At 73.6% G+C, this 22,404-nt stretch carries 18 protein-coding genes; 11 read left to right on the plus strand and 7 right to left on the minus strand.

The window, feature by feature from the left end; all coding sequences use genetic code 11:
- The first annotated feature begins 92 nt into the window (after positions 1-92).
- From rpsA to ACIPYQ_RS33175, 4 genes are all read left to right on the plus strand, one after another.
- Positions 93-1,601, plus strand: coding sequence for a 30S ribosomal protein S1 (gene rpsA / locus ACIPYQ_RS33160; RefSeq protein ID WP_327413389.1), 1,509 nt, complete (start codon positions 93-95; stop codon positions 1,599-1,601).
- Positions 1,602-1,849: 248 nt separating this feature from the next.
- Positions 1,850-2,788: a PAC2 family protein gene (locus ACIPYQ_RS33165; protein ID WP_361770600.1), complete on the plus strand. Its 939-nt coding sequence runs from the start codon at positions 1,850-1,852 to the stop codon at positions 2,786-2,788.
- A gap of 48 nt (positions 2,789-2,836) precedes the next feature.
- Positions 2,837-3,445 carry a dephospho-CoA kinase gene (coaE, locus tag ACIPYQ_RS33170; RefSeq protein ID WP_401257794.1) on the plus strand — a complete coding sequence of 203 codons (609 nt, stop codon included), beginning with the start codon at positions 2,837-2,839 and terminating at the stop codon, positions 3,443-3,445.
- Positions 3,446-3,511: 66 nt separating this feature from the next.
- The gene (locus ACIPYQ_RS33175) at positions 3,512-3,898 is read left to right on the plus strand and encodes a tetratricopeptide repeat protein (RefSeq protein WP_401257795.1); all 387 of its coding nucleotides are present in this window, start codon (positions 3,512-3,514) and stop codon (positions 3,896-3,898) included.
- A gap of 33 nt (positions 3,899-3,931) precedes the next feature.
- On the opposite strand, the gene ACIPYQ_RS33180 is transcribed toward ACIPYQ_RS33175, so the two are convergent.
- Both ACIPYQ_RS33180 and ACIPYQ_RS33185 read right to left on the minus strand, forming a co-directional pair.
- Positions 3,932-4,192 (minus strand): DUF6343 family protein, encoded by a 261-nt coding sequence (locus ACIPYQ_RS33180; protein WP_361770592.1) that lies wholly within the window; start codon positions 4,190-4,192, stop codon positions 3,932-3,934.
- Between the two features lie 63 nt (positions 4,193-4,255).
- Positions 4,256-4,885, minus strand: a complete 630-nt coding sequence (locus ACIPYQ_RS33185) for a hypothetical protein (RefSeq protein ID WP_401257796.1) — start codon at positions 4,883-4,885, stop codon at positions 4,256-4,258.
- Between the two features lie 172 nt (positions 4,886-5,057).
- On the opposite strand from ACIPYQ_RS33185, the gene ACIPYQ_RS33190 reads away from it, so the two are divergent.
- The 4 genes from ACIPYQ_RS33190 to ACIPYQ_RS33205 all read left to right on the plus strand — a co-directional run bounded on the left by ACIPYQ_RS33190 (position 5,058) and on the right by ACIPYQ_RS33205 (position 15,665).
- Entirely contained in the window at positions 5,058-6,371 is a 1,314-nt protein-coding gene (locus tag ACIPYQ_RS33190) for a helix-turn-helix domain-containing protein (RefSeq protein ID WP_401257797.1), read from the plus strand.
- A gap of 192 nt (positions 6,372-6,563) precedes the next feature.
- Positions 6,564-9,365, plus strand: a complete 2,802-nt coding sequence (locus ACIPYQ_RS33195; RefSeq protein WP_401257917.1) for a DEAD/DEAH box helicase — start codon at positions 6,564-6,566, stop codon at positions 9,363-9,365.
- Positions 9,362-10,579, plus strand: a complete 1,218-nt coding sequence (locus tag ACIPYQ_RS33200; protein WP_401257798.1) for an SWIM zinc finger family protein — start codon at positions 9,362-9,364, stop codon at positions 10,577-10,579. The genes ACIPYQ_RS33195 and ACIPYQ_RS33200 overlap by 4 nt, the downstream gene beginning before the upstream one ends.
- Positions 10,580-10,724: 145 nt before the next feature.
- Positions 10,725-15,665, plus strand: coding sequence for a DUF3320 domain-containing protein (locus tag ACIPYQ_RS33205; RefSeq protein ID WP_401257799.1), 4,941 nt, complete (start codon positions 10,725-10,727; stop codon positions 15,663-15,665).
- Here ACIPYQ_RS33205 and ACIPYQ_RS33210 read toward each other — a convergent pair.
- Entirely contained in the window at positions 15,628-16,194 is a 567-nt protein-coding gene (locus ACIPYQ_RS33210; RefSeq protein WP_401257800.1) for a hypothetical protein, read from the minus strand. The two genes, ACIPYQ_RS33205 and ACIPYQ_RS33210, sit on opposite strands and share 38 nt — an antisense overlap.
- A 196-nt stretch (positions 16,195-16,390) precedes the next feature.
- On the opposite strand from ACIPYQ_RS33210, the gene ACIPYQ_RS33215 reads away from it, so the two are divergent.
- The gene (locus tag ACIPYQ_RS33215) at positions 16,391-17,023 is read left to right on the plus strand and encodes a chaplin (RefSeq protein ID WP_401257801.1); all 633 of its coding nucleotides are present in this window, start codon (positions 16,391-16,393) and stop codon (positions 17,021-17,023) included.
- Here ACIPYQ_RS33215 and ACIPYQ_RS33220 read toward each other — a convergent pair.
- Positions 17,010-17,666 carry a DUF2293 domain-containing protein gene (locus tag ACIPYQ_RS33220; RefSeq protein WP_401257802.1) on the minus strand — a complete coding sequence of 219 codons (657 nt, stop codon included), beginning with the start codon at positions 17,664-17,666 and terminating at the stop codon, positions 17,010-17,012. The two genes, ACIPYQ_RS33215 and ACIPYQ_RS33220, sit on opposite strands and share 14 nt — an antisense overlap.
- A gap of 139 nt (positions 17,667-17,805) precedes the next feature.
- Between ACIPYQ_RS33220 and ACIPYQ_RS33225 the strand changes: the two genes are divergently transcribed.
- Positions 17,806-18,210 (plus strand): cupin domain-containing protein, encoded by a 405-nt coding sequence (locus ACIPYQ_RS33225; RefSeq protein WP_401257803.1) that lies wholly within the window; start codon positions 17,806-17,808, stop codon positions 18,208-18,210.
- Here the strand turns inward: ACIPYQ_RS33225 and ACIPYQ_RS33230 are convergent.
- Complete coding sequence (locus ACIPYQ_RS33230; RefSeq protein ID WP_401257804.1) at positions 18,163-19,617, minus strand: WGR domain-containing protein; 1,455 nt, start codon at positions 19,615-19,617, stop codon at positions 18,163-18,165. The two genes, ACIPYQ_RS33225 and ACIPYQ_RS33230, sit on opposite strands and share 48 nt — an antisense overlap.
- 93 nt (positions 19,618-19,710) lie before the next feature.
- On the opposite strand from ACIPYQ_RS33230, the gene ACIPYQ_RS33235 reads away from it, so the two are divergent.
- Complete coding sequence (locus ACIPYQ_RS33235) at positions 19,711-20,358, plus strand: uridine kinase (RefSeq protein WP_401257805.1); 648 nt, start codon at positions 19,711-19,713, stop codon at positions 20,356-20,358.
- Positions 20,359-20,531: 173 nt separating this feature from the next.
- Here the strand turns inward: ACIPYQ_RS33235 and ACIPYQ_RS33240 are convergent, their stop codons facing one another.
- Positions 20,532-21,461 (minus strand): carbohydrate kinase family protein, encoded by a 930-nt coding sequence (locus ACIPYQ_RS33240; RefSeq protein WP_401257806.1) that lies wholly within the window; start codon positions 21,459-21,461, stop codon positions 20,532-20,534.
- Complete coding sequence (locus ACIPYQ_RS33245) at positions 21,458-22,399, minus strand: pseudouridine-5'-phosphate glycosidase (RefSeq protein WP_401257807.1); 942 nt, start codon at positions 22,397-22,399, stop codon at positions 21,458-21,460. Before ACIPYQ_RS33245 ends, ACIPYQ_RS33240 begins: the two co-directional genes overlap by 4 nt.
- Positions 22,400-22,404: the final 5 nt, after the last annotated feature.

Consider the following 22,404-nt stretch of genomic DNA (forward strand, 5'->3'; position numbering starts at 1 on the left):
TCCTTGGCTGTCCGGCTTCGGCAGATGCCGATAAGGGCTCCCGGCGTAGCAGTACCTACGACTTTCTGTCCGTAACCGGAGCCCTTTCCCACATGACGAGCAGCACCGAGACCACCTCTACCACTCCGCAGGTAGCGGTCAACGACATCGGTAACGAGGAAGCCTTCCTCGCCGCGATCGACGAGACGATCAAGTACTTCAACGACGGCGACATCGTCGACGGCGTCATCGTGAAGGTCGACCGGGACGAGGTCCTGCTCGACATCGGTTACAAGACCGAAGGCGTGATCCCGAGCCGTGAGCTCTCGATCAAGCACGACGTCGACCCGAACGAGGTCGTCAAGGTCGGCGACGAGATCGAGGCCCTGGTTCTCCAGAAGGAGGACAAGGAAGGCCGCCTGATCCTGTCCAAGAAGCGCGCTCAGTACGAGCGTGCCTGGGGCACGATCGAGAAGATCAAGGAAGAAGACGGCATCGTCACCGGTACCGTCATCGAGGTCGTCAAGGGTGGTCTCATCCTCGACATCGGCCTCCGCGGCTTCCTGCCGGCCTCTCTCGTCGAGATGCGTCGTGTCCGCGACCTCCAGCCCTACGTGGGCAAGGAGCTCGAGGCGAAGATCATCGAGCTGGACAAGAACCGCAACAACGTGGTCCTGTCCCGCCGTGCCTGGCTGGAGCAGACCCAGTCCGAGGTTCGCCAGACGTTCCTCACCACCCTGCAGAAGGGTCAGGTCCGCTCCGGCGTCGTTTCCTCGATCGTCAACTTCGGTGCCTTCGTGGACCTGGGTGGCGTCGACGGTCTCGTCCACGTCTCCGAGCTGTCCTGGAAGCACATCGACCACCCGTCCGAGGTTGTCGAGGTCGGCCAGGAGGTCACCGTCGAGGTTCTCGACGTTGACATGGACCGCGAGCGCGTCTCCCTGTCGCTGAAGGCGACGCAGGAGGACCCGTGGCAGCAGTTCGCCCGGACCCACCAGATCGGTCAGGTCGTCCCGGGTAAGGTCACCAAGCTGGTTCCGTTCGGTGCGTTCGTCCGCGTGGACGAGGGCATCGAGGGTCTGGTCCACATCTCCGAGCTGGCCGAGCGCCACGTGGAGATCCCGGAGCAGGTCGTCCAGGTCAACGACGAGATCTTCGTCAAGGTCATCGACATCGACCTCGAGCGTCGCCGGATCTCGCTGTCCCTGAAGCAGGCCAACGAGTCCTTCGGTGCCGACCCGGCGTCGGTCGAGTTCGACCCGACCCTGTACGGCATGGCCGCGTCTTACGACGACCAGGGCAACTACATCTACCCCGAGGGCTTCGACCCCGAGACCAACGACTGGCTCGAGGGCTACGAGAAGCAGCGCGAGGCCTGGGAGACCCAGTACGCCGAGGCGCAGCAGCGCTTCGAGCAGCACCAGGCCCAGGTCATCAAGAGCCGCGAGGCCGACGAGGCCGCTGCTGCCGAGGGCGCTGCCGCCCCGGCCGCCGGTGGCAACGCCGGTGCGGGCATCTCGGGTGGTTCGTACTCCTCGGAGTCGGACGAGACCTCCGGCGCCCTGGCGTCGGACGAGGCCCTGGCCGCGCTCCGCGAGAAGCTGGCCGGCGGCCAGAGCTGATCGCAGCGCGCATCACACTCCGGTGTGAGCAGAGCTGAGCTGAGTTGAACGGTGAGGCCCGTCCCCTTCGGGGGGCGGGCCTCACCGCGTTTCCGGCCGGAGCGCCGCCGAAGCGCTGCCGGAGCGCCGCTGGGCCGCCGCCGGGCCGCCGTTGATCCGTTGCGTTCCCGTGAATGCGGCCAACTGGGGAATGGTCGCGTCGTCTTGGACGTTCTTGGCAGAGAACGCGGCGAGGAGGAGTGGTGGCGGTGCTTGATCCACAGGGTTTGTACGAATGGGATGCCAAGGGCCTGGCGGTGGCCGACCTGGCGGTCGCCCAGGACTCGGCCGGGCTGGTCATGCTGTACCACTTCGAGGGGTACATCGACGCGGGTGAGGCCGGCGAGCAGATCGTCGAGCGGCTGCTGGACACCCTGCCCCACCAGGTGGTCGCCCGGTTCGACGCGGACCGGCTGGTGGACTACCGGGCACGCCGCCCGCTGCTGACCTTCCAGCGCGACCACTGGACGGAGTTCGAGGAGCCCCGGCTGGAGGTCCGGCTGGTCCAGGACGCCACCGGAGCCCCCTTCCTGCTGCTGTCCGGCCCGGAGCCGGACGTGGAGTGGGAGCGCTTCTCCGTCGCCGTCCGGCAGATCGTCGAACGCCTCGGGGTCCGGCTCTCGGTCAACTTCCACGGCATCCCGATGGGCGTTCCGCACACCCGTCCCGTGGGCATCACCCCGCACGGCAACCGGACCGACCTCATGCCCGGCCACCGCAGTCCCTTCGACGAGGCGCAGGTGCCGGGCAGCGCGGAGTCCCTGGTGGAGTTCCGCCTGGCCCAGGCCGGGCACGACGTGCTGGGCGTCGCCGCACACGTACCGCACTACGTCGCGCGCTCCCCGTACCCGGACGCCGCGCTGACGGTGCTGGAGGCGATCACGGCGGCGACCGGGCTCGTCCTGCCGGCCGTGGCGCACGCGCTGCGGACCGAGGCGCACCGCACGCAGACGGAGATCGACCGGCAGATCCGGGAGGGCGACGAGGAGCTGGTCGCCCTGGTCCAGGGGCTGGAGCACCAGTTCGACGCGGCCGCCGGAGCCGAGACCCGGGGCAACATGATCGCCGAGCCCGCGGAGATTCCGTCGGCGGACGAGATCGGGCGCGAGTTCGAGCGGTTCCTGGCGGAGCGCGAGGGCGAGAACTGACGCCGACGGGGCTGTAGGGGCGCCGGGGGCGGGGTCTAGGCTGCGGGCATGCTGAAAGTGGGCCTGACGGGCGGAATCGGTGCCGGCAAGAGCGAGGTCTCGCGGCTGCTGGCGGGGTACGGGGCGGTCGTCGTCGACGCCGATCGGATCGCGCGCGAGGTCGTGGAGCCCGGTACACCGGGGCTCGCGGCCGTCGTGGCGGCCTTCGGCGGGTCGGTGCTGACCGCCGAGGGGGTGCTGGACCGGCCGAAGCTCGGGTCCCTCGTGTTCTCGGACCCGGCGAAACTCCAGACGCTCAACGCGATCGTGCACCCGCTGGTCGGGGCCCGGTCCGCCGAGCTGGAGGCCGCCGCGGGAGCCGACGCGATCGTGGTGCACGACGTACCGCTGCTCGCGGAGAACGGCCTGGCGCCCCTCTACGACCTGGTGGTCGTGGTGGACGCGGCGCCGGCGACGCAGCTGGCGCGGCTGACGGCGCTGCGCGGGATGGCCGAGGAGGAGGCGCGGGCCCGGATGGCCGCGCAGGCCACCCGGGAGCAGCGGCTCGCTGTGGCCACCCTCGTGATCGACAACGACGGGCCCCTGGAGGCGCTGGAGCCGCAGGTGCGCAAGGTGTGGGAGGAGCTCACGGCCCGGGCCGCCGGCGCGACCGCCTGACGTGTGCATGGAATAGCGGCCGTGGTGGGGGCGTTGAACGCGCTCGTAGAGGGAAGGATTCCGACCGTGTCCGAGACCACGCGCCCCACGCCGGCCAGCCCGGAGACCCACGTCATCGACTTCCGGGCCGCCGAGCAGCTGCTGGCCGCACGCGACCCGCGCGGCGCGGTCAAGCTGCTCGACTCGGTCATAGCCGCCCATCCGGAGAACACGGCGGCGCGGCTGCTGCGGGCCCGGGCCTTCTTCGCCGCGGCGCAACTGCGTCCGGCGGAGCTGGAGTTCGAGCTGGTGCTGGAGCGGGAGCCGGACAACGCCTTCGCCCACTTCGCCCTGGCCCGTACTCATCAGCGCGTGGGCCGGCCCGAGCAGGCGCGCAAGCACTTCCGCCTGGCCGCCGCCCTCGACCCGCAGCCGGAGTACCTGGCGGCGGCCCGCTTCGAGGACCAGGCCTGAGCGGATCGCCTACGGGCTGCCGGCTCGCCGGTTTCACCGGCTGTGGGGCGGCTCGTACGGCGGGATGTCCCGGCCCGGCTGGTAGTGCGGCCCCTGCCGGATGTGGCGCACGATCATGGCCAGGTCCACGGTCACGATGACCGCCAGGGCCCCGCAGGCCGCCGCCCATCCCGGACGGCCCGCCATCGAGAAGGCGGCCGTCCCGGCGGCGGCCCAGATCAGCCCCCAGACACCCAGCCAGAACCGCAGCCGCAGCGGACTGCGCGCGGTCACCGGCTCATTCCCGGAACGCATGGCCATCGCCTCTCCCGTCCATGGTCCCACTCCGGCGCGGTCCCACGCCGGTCGGCGGCCGGGCTACGGGTTGAGCTTGTTCACGGCCGTCGTGGTCGTCCTCTTGAACGCGGCGACCGGGGCCTGGGACAGGTCGCCCATCTCGCCCCACTTCACGACGGTCACGGTGGAGCCGTCGCGCCCGATCCCGTAGAGGTGCACGCCGGGCTCCGAGTCGGGGATCGAGGTGTGGACCCCGTAGACGTGCGCGCCCTCCTCGACGGGGAGCGTTCCGTAGTCCTCCCAGGAGGCGGTCCCGCCCGGGGTCGTCCGCAGCCAGTCGGCGGCGCAGGCCGCGACCTTGCGCTCCAGCCTGCCGACGAGTTCGGCGGCGGCGGAGGCCGAGGAGGACCGTACGGAGACCTGCACGGCACCGGTGTCGAACTCGGTGCCGAAGGCGCGGTGCCAGCTGCCCGCCGCCGGAAGCACGCCGTCCAGGCAGAACGGCGCGAACTCGGGCAGCCCCTTGGTGATCTTGCCCGGGTACCAGGCCGAGCCGGGGTGCGGCGGCAGGTCGGCGCCGGCCAGGAAGCCGGGCGGGACGGGCGTCGCGGTGGCGGCCGTGGCGGAGGCGGAGGTGGTGAGGACGAAGGCGGTCGCCGCCGCGACGAGCGCGGTGGCGAGGGTGGCGACGGTGTCGGTGCGTCGGAACATGAACGGTCTCCCCGTGAGCGGTTCGGTGTGCCTGACGAGCCTGTTCCCCGGGCCGCCCGGCCGGCCACGGTTCGGCGCGAACTCGGGACGCCGGAACGGCCGTACGCACGGTCACCTGGGGGAACACCTCAGGCATGGAACGCAGTCACGGGACGCCGGACGGGGGAACACGGTGAGCGAGGCCGAGAATTTCGCGCGGCTGATGCGGGAGCTGAAGGAGCGCGGGGGGCTGAGTTACGGGGCCCTGGCGCGCCGCCTGCACACGAGTACGTCGACCTTGCACCGCTACTGCAACGGGGATGCGCTGCCGGTGGAGTTCGCGGTGGTGGACCGCTTCGCACGGGCCTGTGGGGCCTCGCCGGGGGAGGCGGTGGACCTGCACCGGGCCTGGCTGCTGGCCGATGCGCGGCGGCGCGCGGGGGCGCCTGCGGAGCCGGAGTCGGGGGAAGGGCCGGAACCGGGGCCTGAGCCGGAGTCGGAGTTGGGGGCGCAGCCCGTCGTCGTGGGGGAGCCGGCCGCCGTCGCGGAGCCCGCGGGCGGCAGGCCCTGGTACCGGCGGCGGGCGGCGGTGGTCACCGCCGCGGGGGTGGCGGCGGGCGCGGTGGCCGTGGCCCTGCTCGCGGCGGCCGGCCCCGAGCTCCGGGCGCCGCGGGCCGGAGCCCGGACGGGGACGACGGCCGAGGGGAACGGGCCCGGGGCGGGTACGACGGCGCCCGCGGCCTCCGCGGGCGCCTCCGGAACGGCGTCCGCCCCGGCATCGGAACCAGGGGCCACGAGGACACCGGAACCCTCGCCGCCGGCCGGCGGTTCGGGTCCGGGGTCCGCCCTCCCGCCCTCCGCGTCATCGCCGGCCCCGGCTCCGCCCCGGGCTCCGGCAGCACCCCTCAGGGCGGCGGTCCGGTCGCACGTGTGGACCGCGGGCTGTGATCACGCCTACCTGGCCGAGCGGGGTCCGGGATCGGTGCCCGCGCCGCCCGTGGAGGCGGACGCGCCCGCCTGGGCGTCGGCGCAGCGCGCCGTGCACGCCGGGAAGCAGATCGTGGAGGTCACCCTGCACGGCACGGGCGCGGGCGCCGTGGTCCTGGAGGACCTGCAGGTCCGCGTGTCGGGCCGGCGTACCCCGCCGGCCTGGAACGTCTACCAGATGTCGCAGGGCTGCGGCGGGGCGCTCACCCCGGCCGTCTTCGCCGTCAACCTGGACGCGCCGCGCCCGCTGGCCCGCCCGGTCGCCGGGAACGACGCCGGGGGCACGCTGCCGGCCCCCGCCTTCCCGATGCGCGTCTCGGCGGCCGAACCGGTCGTCCTGCGGGTGGAGGCGGTCACCACGGGCTGCGACTGCGACTGGTCCCTCGACCTCCGGTGGTCCGCGCCGTCCGGCTCGGGCACCCTCCGCATCGACGACGACGGGCGGCCGCTGCGCACGAGCGCGGCCCCCGGCCGGCCGGTGTACGGATACGCGGCGGAAGAGGGCCGCTGGGGGCGGTGATCCGCAGGTCAGGGGCGTTGTCGGTGGCCGCGCCTAGACTCGTCGGCAGAGCGGATCAGCAGATCCGCGAGCGCATCGACGGGAGAGACGGGGGGAGGGGCCACCGTGACAACGCAGCCGCAGCCGCAGCCGCAGGCACCGGCACCGGCACCGGCACCGGCGCAGGCACCGGCATCCGCGCAGGCTTCCGCCCTGCTGCGCCACGCCGCCGTCTTCCTGCCCGCAGCCGTCCCCCGCCAGGGGCGGGTCGCCTTCTGGGCGCCCGGGGGAGACGCCCTGCCGGAGGCGGGCACGCCGACGCCGCTCACCGTCGTGCGCCCGCACGGCGACGGCGTCCGCAGCCGGACCGTGCCCGCCGTGACCTTCTCCGTGGCCTCCGCCCTGCCCCTCCTCGCACGGGCGCCGCACAGCCGCGCGGCGCACCCCGCCACCCGCGCCTGGGGGACCGCCGCCACGCAGGCGCTCACCCTGGCCGCCCGCGGCCGGCTGCTCCCCGGGCTCACCCCCGAGGGGATGGACGCCTGGCGCGCCGGGCCGCTCGACGCCGCCGACATCGACCACCTGCGCGCGGTCGCCGCGGCCCTGCCGCACGAGGGGTACGCGACCCCCTTGCCCGGCCGCCGGCCGCTCCAGCTGCCCGAACCGGAGGCGCTGGTCCGCGCGTTCCTCGACGCCGTCGCCGACAGCCTGCCCCGTACCCCGGCCGCGGCCGTGGCCGCCGGGCGGCCGTTCGCCGCACGGGAGGCGCAGCGGGTGCCGGGGATACAGGACTGGGCCGCGCAGGTCGCGGCCGGAGCCGACGCCGGGGTCGGCGTCTCGCTGCGGCTCGACCTGTCCTCCTTCCGCCTCTTCGACGAAGCCGAGGGCGAGGACGTCCGGCGCGCCGGGGCCGCCGTCGTCCAGGTGCACAGCCTCGCCGATCCGACCCTGGTCACCGATGCCGGGCAGTTGTGGGCGGGCACGGCGGCGGCCGGGTTCGGGCCCCGCGCCCGGATCGACGCCGTGCTCGCGCTGCGCCGGGCCGCGCGGGTCTGGCCGCCCCTGCTGCGGCTGCTGGACCAGCCCGTGCCCGATTCCCTGGCCCTGTCCGACCCGGAGCTCGAGGACCTGCTGGGGGTGGCCGCGAGCCGGCTGGCGGCCGCCGGGGTCCTCGTCCACTGGCCGCGCGAGCTGGCCCGTACGCTGTCCGCGACCGCCGTCGTACGGTCCACCGCGCCCGGTTCCGCGACCGACGGCACCGCCTTCTTCGACGCCGAACACCTCTTCGCCTTCTCCTGGGAACTGGCGCTGGGCGGCGACCGGCTCACCCCGGGGGAGATGGACGCGCTGGCACAGGCCCACCGGCCCGTCGTACGGCTGCGGGACCAGTGGGTGCGGGTGGATCCGGAGCTGGTGCGCAAGGCGCGCAAGCGGGAGCTGGGCGTGCTGGACCCGGTGGACGCGCTGGCCGCCGCCCTGTCGGGGACGGCCGAGGTCGACGGCGAGCCGGTCGAGGCGGTGCCGGTGGGGGCACTGGCCGCCCTGCGGGAGCGGCTGACGGGGGAGCTGACCCCGCTCCCGCAGCCCGCCGCCCTCAAGGCCACCCTGCGCGACTACCAGGCCCGCGGCCTGGCCTGGCTGGACCTGATGACCTCCCTCGGCCTCGGCGGCTGCCTCGCCGACGACATGGGCCTGGGCAAGACCGTCACCCTGATCGCGCTGCACCTGCACCGGGACCGGCCCGAGCCGACGCTCGTGGTGTGTCCCGCGTCCCTCCTGGGCAACTGGCAGCGGGAGATCGAGAAGTTCGCCCCCGGCACGCCCGTGCGCCGCTTCCACGGAGGCGGCCGCAGCACCGAGGACCTGACGTCGTGTGAGGGCGGGTTCGTGCTCACCACGTACGGCACGATGCGCGCCAGCGCCGCCCTGCTGGCGCAGCAGCGCTGGGGCATGGTCGTCGCCGATGAGGCGCAGCACGTCAAGAACCCGCATTCGGCGACCGCGAAGGCGCTGCGCACGGTGCCGGCGCCGGCCCGGGTGGCGCTGACCGGCACCCCCGTGGAGAACAACCTCTCCGAGCTGTGGGCGCTGCTCGACTGGACCACGCCGGGGCTGCTGGGACCGCTCACCGCGTTCCGGGCCCGCCACGCCCGCCCGGTGGAGCACCAGACGGAGGAGGACGGCGGCAACGAGGCGGCGGTGGCCCGGCTGTCCGCGCTCGTCCGGCCGTTCCTGCTGCGGCGCAAGAAGTCCGACCCCGGCATCGCGCCCGAGCTGCCGCCGAAGACGGAGACCGACCACCCCGTCTCCCTCACCCGGGAGCAGGCGTCGCTCTACCAGGCCGCGGTGGACGAGGCGATGGCCGTGATCGAGTCGAGCGAGGGCATGGAACGACGCGGCATGATCATGAAGCTGCTGGCCTCGCTCAAGCAGATCTGCAACCACCCGGCGCAGTACCTCAAGGAGGAGCAGCCCAGGATCGCGCACCGCTCGGGGAAGCTCGCCCTGCTGGACGAGCTGCTGGACACGATCCTGGCCGAGGGCGGCTCGGTGCTGGTCTTCACCCAGTACGTGACGATGGCCCGCCTGATCGAACGGCACCTGTCGGCCCGGGGGATCTCCCACCAACTGCTGCACGGGGGGACTCCGGTGCCGCGCCGCGAGGAGCTCGTCGACCGCTTCCAGGCGGGCGAGGTCCCCGTCTTCCTGCTGTCGCTGAAGGCGGCGGGCACGGGGCTGAACCTGACCCGGGCCGGCCATGTCGTCCACTTCGACCGCTGGTGGAACCCGGCCGTCGAGGAACAGGCCACCGACCGCGCCTACCGCATCGGCCAGACCCAGCCCGTACAGGTCCACCGGATCATCGCCGAAGGCACCGTGGAGGACCGCATCGCCGAGATGCTGGAGGCGAAGCGGGCCCTGGCCGACGCCGTCCTCGGCTCGGGCGAGTCGGCGCTGACCGAGCTGACCGACCGCGAGCTGGCCGACCTCGTCTCCCTGCGGAGGCCCGCATGATCACCGCGCGGGACGACCGCCGCCGCACCTTCGAGACCGTGCCCGCGGGGGTCGCGGCGGTGAGCTGGTGGGGCCGGGCCTGGGTGACGGCGCTGGAGGAGGTCTCCCACGACACGGCCCGCCTGGCCCGCGGCCGGGCGTACGCCGCGAAGGGGCACGTGGACGCGGTGACCGTCACGCCCGGCCGGATCGTGGCGTACGTCCGGGGCAGCCGGGCCCGCCCGTACCGCACCGAGCTGACCCTGCCCCCCTTCGCGGACCCGGAGTGGGACGAACTGCTGGAGGCGGTCGCGGCCGACCCCGCGGCGCTCGCCGCGCTGCTGGAGCGGGAGGTTCCGCAGTCGCTCGCGCAGAGCGTCCTGCCCGGCGCGGGCGAGCTCGTCCCGCACTGTTCCTGCCCGGACTTCGGACGTCCGCCGTGCAAGCACGCGGCGGCCCTCTGCTACCGGGCGGCCCGCCTCCTCGACGAGGACCCCTTCGTCCTGCTGCTCCTGCGCGGCCGGGGAGAGCGGGAGCTCCTCGAGGAGCTCACCCGCCGCAACGCCGCGCACGCCGCGCGCGAACAGCCCGACACGGCACCGGACTTCCCCGGAGTCCCGGCCCGGGCCGCGCTCGCCCGCACCGGCCTGCCGCTGCTGCCCGCACCGCTCCCGGCGCCCGCCGCCGCGGGCCTCCCGCCCGCCTACCCGGCCGATCCGGCGGCCCCGGACCCGCTGGCCCTTGACCAGCTCGCCTGCGACGCGGCCGCCCGCGCCCTCGCCCTCCTCACCACCGGCGAGGACCCGATCGCCGGGCTCAGCCTCTGGGAGGACGCCGTCCGGCTGGCGTCCGCGCACCCCACGGCCGGGCTCACCGGCGCGGCCCGCGCCCTCTACCGCGACCTGGCCCGCGCCACCGGCCGCACCACCACCGATCTCGCCCGGGCCGCCGCCGCGTGGCGCCAGGGCGGCCGCCCGGCACTGGCCGCGCTCGAAGAGCCCTGGGACCCGCCGGCCGGCCCCTTCGACCGGGCCCGCCCGGCCCTGCTCGCCGCGGGCCTGGGGTCCTTCCGCCCGGACCGCAACCGCCTGACGATCCGCACCCGCCAGCTCCGCCTCGGCCGCGAGGGCCTCTGGTACTGCTACGAGGACCGCCTGGGGGACAACGACTGGTGGCCCAAGGGCCGCCCCTCCCCGGACCCGGTCACCGCGCTCACCCAGAGCGCAGATTCATGAGGCCCGCCCGCCACTGACCCGCCCGTCCTGATCCGTGAGATCCGGGCGTTCTGCGTGTCGTGGTGTGATTGGGTGATCCGGAACGTGACAAGGGCCGGGCTCTTCTGCCCGGTCCTGTCGATTTCTGCCCCGGAGGTACCCGCAGATGCACGGCCGGACGGCGCATGCCGAGCCCTTCGACGCAAGTGCCGACCCGGAGCGGGCACGTTTGAGGGCCGTACTGGGCGGCTGGCGCGAGTCGCTCATCGACCTGGGCGGCCGCAACAGACTGCTGAACTTCCGCCACACCAGGTCCTCCACGCTGGACATCACCTCGCCCGGCGCCCGCCCCCTGCTGGAACGGCTCGCGCGCGGATGGGACTTCGCTCCCGTCGACGGGAGCGAGGAAGAGCAGCCCGGAGTCAGCCTGGACAAGGCGCCGCGCGGTGCGGCCTCCGCCCGGGCGGCCGACGGGATCCTCACGCAGAAGCAGACCCAGCAGGCTCTCGACAGCGCCCTGCGCCAGCTGCGCCAGAAGTCGAACCAGACCTTCAACGACTTCGGCCTGTGGGTGCTCTGGCTCGGCGTCGGCATGCTCGACTGGTGCGAGGAAGGGGCCCACGAGAGCAGCTCGGCGCCGCTCGTGCTGGTCCCGGTCCAGCTCGTCCGGGACCGGACGGGCAAGATCCGGCTGCAGGAGGCCGAGGAGCAGGACGCCCTGCACAATCCGGCGCTCGCGGTGAAGCTCGCCCAGCTCGGCGTCGACTGGACGCCCGTGGCGGACACGGACTGCCTCGACGCGGCTGCCGTGCTGGCCCGGGCCCGTACGGCCGCCGCAGGCCAGACCGGCTGGGTGGTCCGCGACAGCGTCGTCCTCGCCATGTTCGCCGCCCACAAGGAGGCCATGTACCAGGACCTCAAGGAGAACGAGGCGGCGATCCTCGCCAGCCCGCTCATCCGGGCGATCGGGCTCGGACCGGATGCGGGCCTCCCGGACGACGTCATCGGCTTCGAGCCGCCCGCGATCGAGCGCATCGACGAGGTCCAGCTGCCCGAGCAGACCCCGCTGGTCCTGGACGCCGACGCCTCGCAGCGGCAGTGCATCGCGGCCGCCATGGCGAACCGGTCGTTCGTGATGAGCGGCCCGCCCGGCACCGGCAAGAGCCAGACGATCACCAACATGATCGCGGCCCTGATGCACTCCGGCCGCAGCGTCCTCTTCGTCAGTGAGAAGGCCGCGGCGCTGGACGTCGTGCGCAACCGACTGACGGACGTCGGCCTCGGGGACTTCGTCCTGGCCCTGCACAGCAGCGACACCAGCAAGAAGGCCGTCGCCCAGGAACTGGACCGTGCGCTGACGACCGAGGTGCGGGCCTCCGGGGCCGCCCAGCACGAGCTGGACGAGGCCAGGCGGCTGCGTGAGGAACTGTCCGCCTACGCGGCCGCGATGAACGAGGAACGGCAGCCGCTCGGCCGCACGCTGCACCACGTACTGGGCCGGCTCGCGATGCTCGACCAGGAGGAGGTTCCGCAGCTGGCGCTCACCTCCGGGGCCACCGCCGTCACCGGAACCCTCAGCGCCGCCGCACTGCACGAGGTGCTCGCGGCCGCCCGCTCGGTCGCCCGGTCCTGGCGGCCCGTAGCGGAAGGCGACGCCTTCGCCTGGTGGGGGCTGCGCGATCCGGAGGCGATGGGCGCAGGCTCACCGACCACGGCGCTCGCGGATGCCGCCGACGCCCTGCAGTCGCTCCGGGCGGCCGCGGAGCGCAGGCCCATGGCGGCCGGTACGGCCCTTCCGGGAACGGTCCGGGACGTTCGCCGGATCGCGGACGAGCTCCGCGCGGGACTGCCCGTACGCACCTCGGGCTCGACGAACGCGCCGTTCGAGGACCATTCGGCCGTCATCGCCCAGCTCGCCGAGGGCTTCGGCCTGGACAAGCCGCAGGGCATCGCGGCCGTGCTCGCGCTGTTCGAGCTCGTCGACCTGGAGGGTGCCGAGCACCGGCCCCCGGCCCACTGGTTCGACGGGGCGACGCTGCGGCAGGCGCAGGCCGCGGCGGAGCAGCTCAAGCACGCCGTCGGCGAGGCGGACGCGGCGCGCGACGCGGCGCAGGACGTGTTCGGGCCGCAGGTCCTGGAGTGTGCGGCCCTCGCCGATCTGGTGCGCCGGTTCGCCGATGACCACCAGGGGCTCACGGCCCGCTTCAAGGGCCGGTACCGTGCGGACCGGGAGGCGGCGACCGCCCTCACCGTGACCGGAGCCTGGGACAAGCACCTGCCCGCACGGCTCGCACAGGCGCTCGCCTGGCAGCAGTCCCATACCCGGGTGCTGCGGCTGACCGAGGAACACCGGGCGCTGCTGGGGCCCTACGCGCCCCGCGGCGCCGAAGGATTCGCGGCGCTCGACGGGGCCCTGGCGAACGCCGCCCGGATCGCGGAGCTCACCGCGGGCGGCAACGAGCGGGACGCCGTGGCCGACCGGCTCGCGCTCGGAGCGGACACGGACCACGGCTACGCCGGACTGCAGGTCCAGGCCGTCCGCGCGTCCCTCACCGACTGGTGCGATGTCGTGGACCTGCGTCTGGCGCGATGGACCGAGACCTCGTCGCGGCTGACCGCGATGTTCGAGGACGGGCGCCGGCTGAAGCTCCTGCCCGCCCTGGGCGGCACGCTGGAGGAGGCCGCCCGCGCCCTCGCCGTCCTGGCGGCGGACCCCTCGGGCCCCGGGGAATGGCAGACGTACCGCAGTGCGCTCTCGGTGCTGACGGGCCGCGGGCTCGACGACCTCGTCTCCCGGGCCGCGGAGCGGGGCATCGACGCAGCGGCCTTCCCCGAAGTCGTGGAGCGGGCCCTGCTCCAGCTCTGGGCCGACACGCTGCTCGCCGCCGACGGCAGGCTGCGTACGGCGCGCGCCGCGGAACTCGACGCCCGGGTACGGAGCTTCCGTGCGGCCGACCGCATGCTGGTGGCCGCGGCGAGCGGCGCCGTCATCGAGTCCTGCAACAGCCGCAAGCCCAAGGCCTTCGGCGCGGGCGGGGCCTCGCTGATCAGGCGTGAGGCAGAGAAGAAGACCCGGCACATGGCCGTGCGGGAACTGCTCGGCAAGGCGCGGGAGGTGGTGCAGGCGGTCAAGCCCTGCTTCATGATGAACCCCCTCTCGGTGAGCCAGTACCTGCCGGCCGACTACCGCTTCGACGTGGTGATCTTCGACGAGGCCTCGCAGGTCAGGCCCGGTGACGCGGTCAACTGTGTCTACCGGGGCCACTCCTTGGTCGTCGCCGGCGACGAGAAGCAGCTGCCGCCCACCTCGTTCTTCGACTCGGCCGTCGGGGACGAGAGCGACGAGTACGACGAGGAAGTGCCCGACGCCTTCGAATCGCTGCTCCATGCGTGCAAGGCGGGGGCGATGCGCGAGCTTCCGCTGCGCTGGCACTACCGGAGCCGCCACGAGGACCTCATCACCTTCAGCAACCGGTCCTTCTACGGCAACGCCATGGTGACCTTTCCGGGTGCGCTGGAACGCGGCCCCGACATCGGGGTGGAGTTCTTCAAGGTGGACGGCTGCTACGACAAGGGCCGCCGCCGGGACAACCGGCGGGAGGCGGAGGCCGTGGCGCAGCGCGTGCTGCACCACTTCGACACCCGCCCGGGCCGCAGCCTCGGGGTGGTGGCGCTGTCGCAGGCCCAGGCGACCGCGATCGACGAGTGCGTCCAGCAGGCCCGGCTGAGCCGCCCGGATCTCGACGACTGCTTCACCGAGGACCGCCTCGACGGCTTCTTCGTGAAGAACCTGGAGTCGGTCCAGGGCGACGAGCGGGACGTCATGATCATGTCGCTCGGCTACGGGCCGGACGAGCGGGGGGTGCTGGGGCTCAACTTCGGTCCCATCAACAGGGAGGGCGGCTGGCGACGCCTCAACGTCGCCGTCACCCGGGCCCGGTTCCGCGTGGAGGTGGTCGCCTCGTTCCACGGGTCCCAGCTCAAGGACGGCCCCAACGAGAGCGTGCAGCACCTCAAGCGCTACCTCGAATACGCCGAGAACGGGCCCGCGGTCCTGGCCAGGGACACCGTGGTGGCGGACGCCGAGCCGGACAGCCCCTTCGAGGAGTCGGTGCTGGCGGTTCTGCGCGACTGGGGATACGAGGTGCAGCCGCAGGTCGGCGTTGCGGGCTACCGGGTCGACCTCGGCCTGCGGCACCCGGCGGCGCAGGGCTCGTTCGCGCTCGGCATCGAGTGCGACGGGGCGATGTACCACTCGTCACGGGCGGCGCGCGACCGTGACCGGCTGCGCCAGCAGGTACTGGAAGGCCTCGGCTGGACCCTGCACCGGATCTGGGGCACCGATTGGTACCGCAACCGTCCGGAGGCGGAGCGCCGTCTGAAGGAGGCGGTCGAGGCGGCGGTGGCCACCGACCCCTTCGCACGTCCGGAGACGGAACGGGCCACGCCCGGGCAGAGCGCACCCGGCGCGCACCCGGCGACGGCCGAGACCCGGATCCCGGCGCCCCGCCCTGAACCGGAGCGGGTCCTCCTGGTGGACGTGGCGCCGGTACGCGACTGGAGCATCCAGTACGTGCTCGCGGAGGTGTCCGTCGACACCTGGGCGGTGCCGGAGTTCCACACGCCGGAGGCGCGCCCCAGGCTGCGGAAGGTGCTGGCACAGATCATCGAGACGGAGGGGCCGATCCACCAGGACCTGCTGGTCCAGCGTGCGCGGGAGGCCTGGGGTCTCGGCAAGTCGGGCAAGCGGATCGTGGAGAACGCCCAGCAGGTCCTGCACATGCTGGTGCGTGCGGGGGTCGCCGAGCACCAGGGCGGCTTCGTGGACGTCGCCGGCCGGTCGGTCCGGGGTGCCCGCACGGCGGTGGACGACCAGCCCCGCAGGATCGCCCACGTCTCACCGGCGGAGCGGCAGCTGGCCATGCGGGAGCTGGCCCTGGAGTGCCCGGGGATGACCGGGGAGGAACTGCTCCAGCAGACACGGGAGTTCTTCGGCTGGAAGCGCATGGGGTCCGACATCAGGATCGCCCTCGAATCCGACGTCAAGGAGCTCCTGGCCCGGGGCGGACTCACGGGGACGCCGGACCGGCTGGTCGCTGCCCGCTGAGTCCGGCGGCCCAGTGGGTCAGGGTGGTGAAGTCGCGGTCGCGCAGGCCGTGGCGGGGGTGGATGCGCAGGAGGAGGGCCGGGGCCGGGTAGTGGGCCGCGACCCAGGCCCGGTCGCGGGGGTTGATCATGTCGTCGACCCAGGCGAAGGGCCGGCCCGCCGCCCACGTGAGGAGGTGGCGGGTCTTCCATGACAGGCCGTCGGGGTCCTCGACGAAGAGTTCCGGCCATTCGACGACGGACAGGTCTCCGGGCAGTCCGATGTGCGGGGCGATCAGCGTGTTGGCCTGGTGCGTCCAGGCGGTGGCCCAGGCGAGCTCGAAGGGCAGGGCCAGCAGCCGGGCCCCGTGGGACGGGTGGAGGCGGACCCGTGCGCCGCGCCGCGCGCTGCGGGACTCCGGGGCGCGGTAGGAGAGCCAGACGTCCGGCCGCATCCGGTGGGTCCGGTAGCCGCGCAGACCGGCGAGGGGCGAACGGAAGGGATTGAGCGGTCCGTCCACGTCGAGGAGGAGCAGCGGGCGATCAGTCATGAAGTAGGCACTACCCAGTACACGATGGAGTGAAATGCCTATCTGCTCTATAACCCGAATGGGTTTACCGCGTTATCTCCGGTGCGGGTGAAGCGCCCGCTGAATCCTCCGGAAGGCAGGGAAACTGATGCGTCACAGTCGTCGGAATGGCGTGATCGCGGCGGTGGTTGCGGGAGGTGGGCTGGCGGTCGCGGGCGTGAGCGGATTCGCCTACGCCGATGCGGACGCGGGCGGGCGGGCCGAGCGCTCGCCGGGGCTGCTGTCGGGGAACCTGGTGCAACTGCCGGTGCACGTCCCGGTCAACGTCTGCGGGAACACCGTGAGCGTGGTCGGCGTGCTCAACCCGGCCGCCGGGAACCGCTGTACCAACCAGACGCCGGGAGGCGGTGGCGGGCATCCCGGGCAGGCGTCCTCGCATCCGTCGAAACCGGGAGCCGGCAACGGCGGAGGGGCCGTGGCGGAAGGGCGCGGAAAGGATTCGCCGGGGGTGCTGTCCGGCAACGGGCTGCAGCTTCCCGTCGAGCTCCCGCTGAACCTCAGCGGCAACTCCGTGAGCGTGGTCGGCGTCGGCAACTCCTCGCACGGCAACACCTCCGTCAACGGCGAGGAGCCCACCGGTGGCAAGCCCGCCCAGCCGCCCGTCGTCGAACCGCCCGTCACCGAACGGCCGGTCACCGAACGGCCGGTCACCCCGCCCGCACCGCCGCGGCACACCGAGGCCCTCGCCCGCACCGGGGCCGACGGCCTCGGATACCTGCTGCCCGGCAGCGGAGCGCTCCTGCTCGGCGGTGTCCTCCTCTACCGCCGCTTCCGCCTCACCCAGGCATAGAACGCCACCCGTCGAGGATGGCGTCGATCCGCGCGGCCAGCCGGGCCCGGGCCGCGAACCGGGGGACGCCCGCCATCAGCAGGGCGTCGTACTCGGTGTCGGTGTGCCGCACCGCCGCCCGTACCGCGACCGAGACCGCCAGCTCGTCGAGGGCCCGGCCGGCCGCGGTGCGGCCCACCCGGCCGCTGCCGCGCACCGAGGCGTGCGTGGCGATCGCCACCGCCCGGTCGGCCGGACACCCGGGGAACAGCCGCACTATCTCGGCGGCGAAGGCCGCCGTGAACCGGGTGTCCTCGGCCGCGCGGCGCAGCCGGTCGCGCTCCCGGCGGCGCGACCGCGCCTCGGAGTCCGCGAGACAGGCGCGCTCCGCATGGGCCAGGGCGGCATCCTCGACGAGGAGCCCCTGACGCTCGTACCGGCGGCGCCGCTTGTTGAAGCGAACGACCACGGCGGAGAGCGAACTGGCCTCGCGGGAACGGCGGGTGAGCGCGGCGTCCCCCCGCGGGAGGTAGACGAGGTGCCCGAGATCCGCGCAGTCCAGACAGCGCGGCACGCCCGCCTCGCGCACGAGGTGCCGGAGCGGGCCCTGCCGGCACTCGGCGCAGTGGATCTGCTTCAGAGACTCGAACACCACCAGGCTCATACAGGGGTGATACCGCCATAGGCGCCTCATATCACCTGGTGGGGAGGGGCGGTTGATGTTTCATCAACTCTTCCTGGATATCGAAACCCCTTCTACGGTGGGGCCGTGGCCCAGGGGGCGGCCCACGGAGGAGGACAGCATGGGTGGACGACAGGCGACGACGGCACCGCCGGGCAGGGCACGTGGTGCCGGGGCCCCGTCGGGCCGGAAGATCGTCATCCCGCCCGGCGGCTGCACCGGCTGGCACTTCCACCGGGTCCGGCTGGACGCGGTGGTGCTGGCGGGGACCCTGACCCGGATCCTGCACGACCGCACCGTCGAGGTGCACCGGACCGGGACCACCTTCGTGGAACCCGCGGGCAGCGGGCACATCCACCTGGGCCACAACCTCGGCACCGAGCCGGTCGTGCTCTACGTGACCCCCGCGCTCCCCGAAGGGACCCCCTTCGCGATACCCACCCCGGCCCCGGCCGGAGCCACGCCGCCGGCCTGCCGGTCACACAAGCCGTCGTATTTCGCCGCGGACCCGGTAGAAGCCACCTGAGGCGGCGTGCAGCCCCTCGACCACGTACCGGGCGCCCGGCTCCCGTATCCCGCGCGGGAACTGCACGTTCCACGAGGGCTCGAAGCCCTCCGACACCACCTGCACCCGCATCCGGCCGCCGTGCTGGACGCACTCCACCACCACAGCGCCGGCCGGCGCAGCGGCCACCGCGGCCATCGAGACCGTCGCCACCGCCGAGGCCGACGCGGCCGGGGTGAACACCGGCAGCGCCGCCGCCGACTTCACGTCCACCGGCGTCGGGACCGAGCCCTGCTGGGCCGCCGTGATCGCCTGCTCGCTCGCATCCACGCAGACCAGCGAACCGTCCGTGGTGACCAGGTACAGCCGCTCGTCCAGGTACTGCATGGACAGCGCCGACCCGCTGCCCGTGCCCAGCTTCCACAGCCGCTGCCCGTCGGCGTCGAAGCAGTACACCGAGGACGAGAGGTCACCCGCGAAGACGTACCTTCCGTCCGGCGAGGTCGCGCACGAGTACACCGCCGCGTCGCACCGGTAGGTGGCCTCCACCGCGCCCGTCGCCTTCGACAGCCGCTGCACGGTGTTCCGCCCGGTGCCCGCGTACACCGCGTGGTCCTCCTGCCAGCCGAACAGCACCGAGCCGTTGGTCGTGGTGTGCCACAGCTCCCGGCCGCCGTCCGGCGCGTACGCCGTCACTCCCTTGCTGTGCCCGTGGTAGACGGCTTCCGCGTCCGCCCGGACCATCCAGGCGTTGGAGCCGGCCGAGCGCCTCGACCACTGGAACTCGTCCTCGTGGTCGATGACCGTCAGCCCGCCGTTGGCGTCGGAGACGTTCAGGACGCCCTCGCGGATGTCGAGCCAGAAGATGTCCACGTCCTCCGCGATGTCGTACGCCCCGAAGGGAACCTTCGACGACAGGTCGTACACCGTGCCGTCGTCGCAGCCCGCGTATATCCAGAACTCGTCCGCCACCAGGCACTTCACCCCGTCCGGCAGCGAATACCGGGCCAGCACCTCACCGCCGTGGCTCAGCGTGTAGACGTCACCGGCCTGGTTGCCGACCCAGCAGCGGTCCTCGTCCACGTGGATCCCGAAAGCGGAGGAGCCGGTGCGGAACCGCCACAGGACCGGGGCCACCGCGCGCGCCGTCGACGGGGCCGACGTCACCTGGCGGCGGGTCACCGACCGGGCCGCGCGCTGCCCCTGCACGGCGGGGGCGTACCCCTTGCGGACCTTCTCGCCGATCTTCTTGGCGGCCGCCGCCCGGGCCTTCTCGGCCGTCGGGAACGACGAGCTCTGCAACTGGCCGTCCGCGCCGATGCGTCCGTACCGCACGGAGACGGCCGTGCCGTCCACGGTCACCTCGTAGAACTTGTGCGCTCCGCCGCCGTCCTGCGACAGCTCCAGATACGTCGTCTCCCGAGCCATGACAAACCCCTCCCCGAAGGCCGGGCCGCCGGCTCCGTTTCCGCCGGTGATCCCTCGTGAAAAACGCTAAGGCCGACCACTGACAATGGGCCGGTGAAGTGGGAAGCGATCACATGGCAGCGGATGGCCGAGCGGCTCGCCGGTCACCTCGACGACCCTGACAACGTGCCCGAGCAGGGCAGTTGGCAGCGGGTGGGCATCGACGGAGCGCCGGCCGCCGGGACCGGTGTGCTGGCGGAGGAGCTCGCGCAAGCGCTGCGCAGGCGCGGACGTGCGGTGATGGTGGTGGCGACCGACGGATTCCTGCGGCCCGCCTCCCTCCGCTTCGAGTACGGCCGGCAGGACGTGGACGCGTACCTGGACGGCTGGTACGACACGTCCGCGCTCTGGCGGGAGGTGTTCGGCCCGACGGATCCCGGCGGGACCGGGCGGGTGCTGCCGGACCTGTGGGACCCCGTGACCGACCGGGCGACGCGCAGCCCGTACGCGGAACTCCCGGCGGGTGGGGTGCTGGTGGTGCACGGTCCGCTGTTGCTGGGGAAGTGGTTCCCCTTCGACCTGAGCGTCCACGTCCGGCTGTCGCCGGGGGCGCTGGGCCGGCGGACGGAGGAGTCGGCGCGGTGGACGGTGGCGGCGTTCGCGCGGTACGAGGCGGAGGTGGATCCGGCGGGCGCGGCGGATGCGGTGGTGCGGGCCGACGATTCCAGGCACCCCGCCTGGACGGGGGTCCGGCGCCGGTGACGCGGGGGCGCCGCCACCCGAGCCCCCGCGCCTCAATCGCCGGCGCGGCTGAAAGACCGGGGCTCCGCCCCGGACCCCGCGCCTCAAGCGCCGGCGAGGCTGGAATTGCTCAGCAGAGCCGGAGTTGCCCATTGGGGTCGGAGTGGCTCGGTGGGGGTGGGAGGGGTTCGTGGTTAAGGGCGGCCGCCTGGGCGGGTTACTGACAGGGCGGCCGTGCGGCAGCCGGCTTGGGCGGCTTCCTTGGGGTTCGCGCCCTGGAGGCGGGCGGCCAGGAAGCCGCCGGTGAAGGCGTCTCCGGCGCCCGTGGAGTCCACCGCCTCGGCCGGCTCGGCGGCGACCTCGGCGGTGATCCGGCCCCGTTCGGCGACCAGCGCACCGGCGGAGCCCAGGGTCACCACCACCAGGGGGATTTGTTTGCTGAGTTCCACCGCAGCCTGGGCCACCCCGGCCGGCTCCGGCAGTCCGGCCAGCAGCCGGGCCTCGTCCTCGTTGGGCAGCAGCACGCACGCTCCGGCCACCGCGTCGAGGAACCGCTGCGGCCCCAGGGCCTGCAGGAAACCGGCCGAGGCGGGGTCCACGCTGACCGGCACCCCCCGGGTCCGGGCCGCCCGCAGCGCGACCATGGCCAGCTCCCGGCTGCTGTCGGCGAAGAACAGGTAGCCGGACAGGTGGAGGTGGGCCGCCCCGTCCAGCAGCGACGGAGCCCAGTCGGCGGGGCACAGCCGCAGCGAGGCCCCGCTGTCGGTCAGGAAGGTGCGCTCCGCGTCCTTGCCGACCAGCGCGACGACCGTCCCGGTCGGCTCCTCCGGGTCGATCACCAGCCGCGGCCGCACCCCGGCGTCCACCAGCGCGCGTTCGTGCCACCGCGCCGACTCGCGGCCCACTCGCGCCAGGAGCCGTACCTCCGCGGTCCCCGCACGGGCCGCCCAGCAGGCGGCGTTGGCCCCGGCGCCACCCGGCAGGGTCCGGATCCGGGCGGCGGTGTCCGTGGCCGGAGCGAGTGGATCCGGATGTATCGCCACCACGTCCGTCACCACGTCCCCGACGACGACCAGTGCTCCCGGGCCGGTCGTGCCCGGGCCGGTCCTGCCCGTGCCGGTCATGCCCGCGCCGCCCAGGCTCCCGCGATCCGGGCTCCGAGCCGCACATTGCCGCGTACCGCCGCCAGATTGGCCTCCAGCGAGGCGCCGCCGGTGGCCCGTACCAGGAACCCCAGGAGGAACGGGGTCACCGCCTGCCCCGTGATCCCCCGCTCACGGCATTCGGCGAGGGCCTCCGCGAGCACCCGGTCGTGCAGTTCCGGGTCCAGCTGCTCCGCCTCGGCCACCGGATTGGCCACCAGCAGCGCCGACTCCGGCCCGCCCAGCGCGTCCTGAGCGGCCATCACCGCGGCGACCTCCTCGGGCCGGTGCACCGTCCAGTCCACCGGCTCACCGGAATCCGCCAGGTAGAACCCGGGGAAGCGGTCGGTCCCGTACCCGAGCACCCCGACCCCCAGCGTCTCCAGCCGCTGCAGCGTGCCCGGCACGTCCAGGATCGACTTCACCCCCGCGCACACCACCGTGATCCGCGTCCGCGCCAGCAGCGCGAGGTCCGCCGACTCGTCCTGCGTCTGCGCCCACTCCCGGTGTACTCCGCCCAGCCCGCCCGTGGCGAAGACCCGCAGGCCCGCCCGCGCGGCCAGGAAGGCCGTCGCGGACACCGTCGTCGCCCCGGTCGCCCCCGTCGCCAGCGCGGGGGCCAGGTCTCGGTGGCCGAGTTTGCGGACGTCGCCGCCCGCGATCCGCTCCAGCTGCGCCTTGTCCAGCCCCGCGTACGCCACCCCGTCCACGACCGCGACCGTCGCCGGAACCGCGCCTTCCGAACGGACCAGCGCCTCCAGTTCGAGTCCCACCGCCAGGTTGCGGGGGCGGGGCAGACCGTGCGCGAGGATCGTCGACTCCAGGGCCACCACCGGCTTGCCCCGGGTGAGCGCCTCGCGCACCTCTTCCGACAGGACCGGTCCGCCCGACAAGGGTGCAGTTGCTGTGTGCTGTGACATGTCCC

Origin of the sequence: Streptomyces sp. NPDC090045 (assembly GCF_044747975.1) — a bacterium.
Taxonomy (GTDB): domain Bacteria; phylum Actinomycetota; class Actinomycetes; order Streptomycetales; family Streptomycetaceae; genus Streptomyces.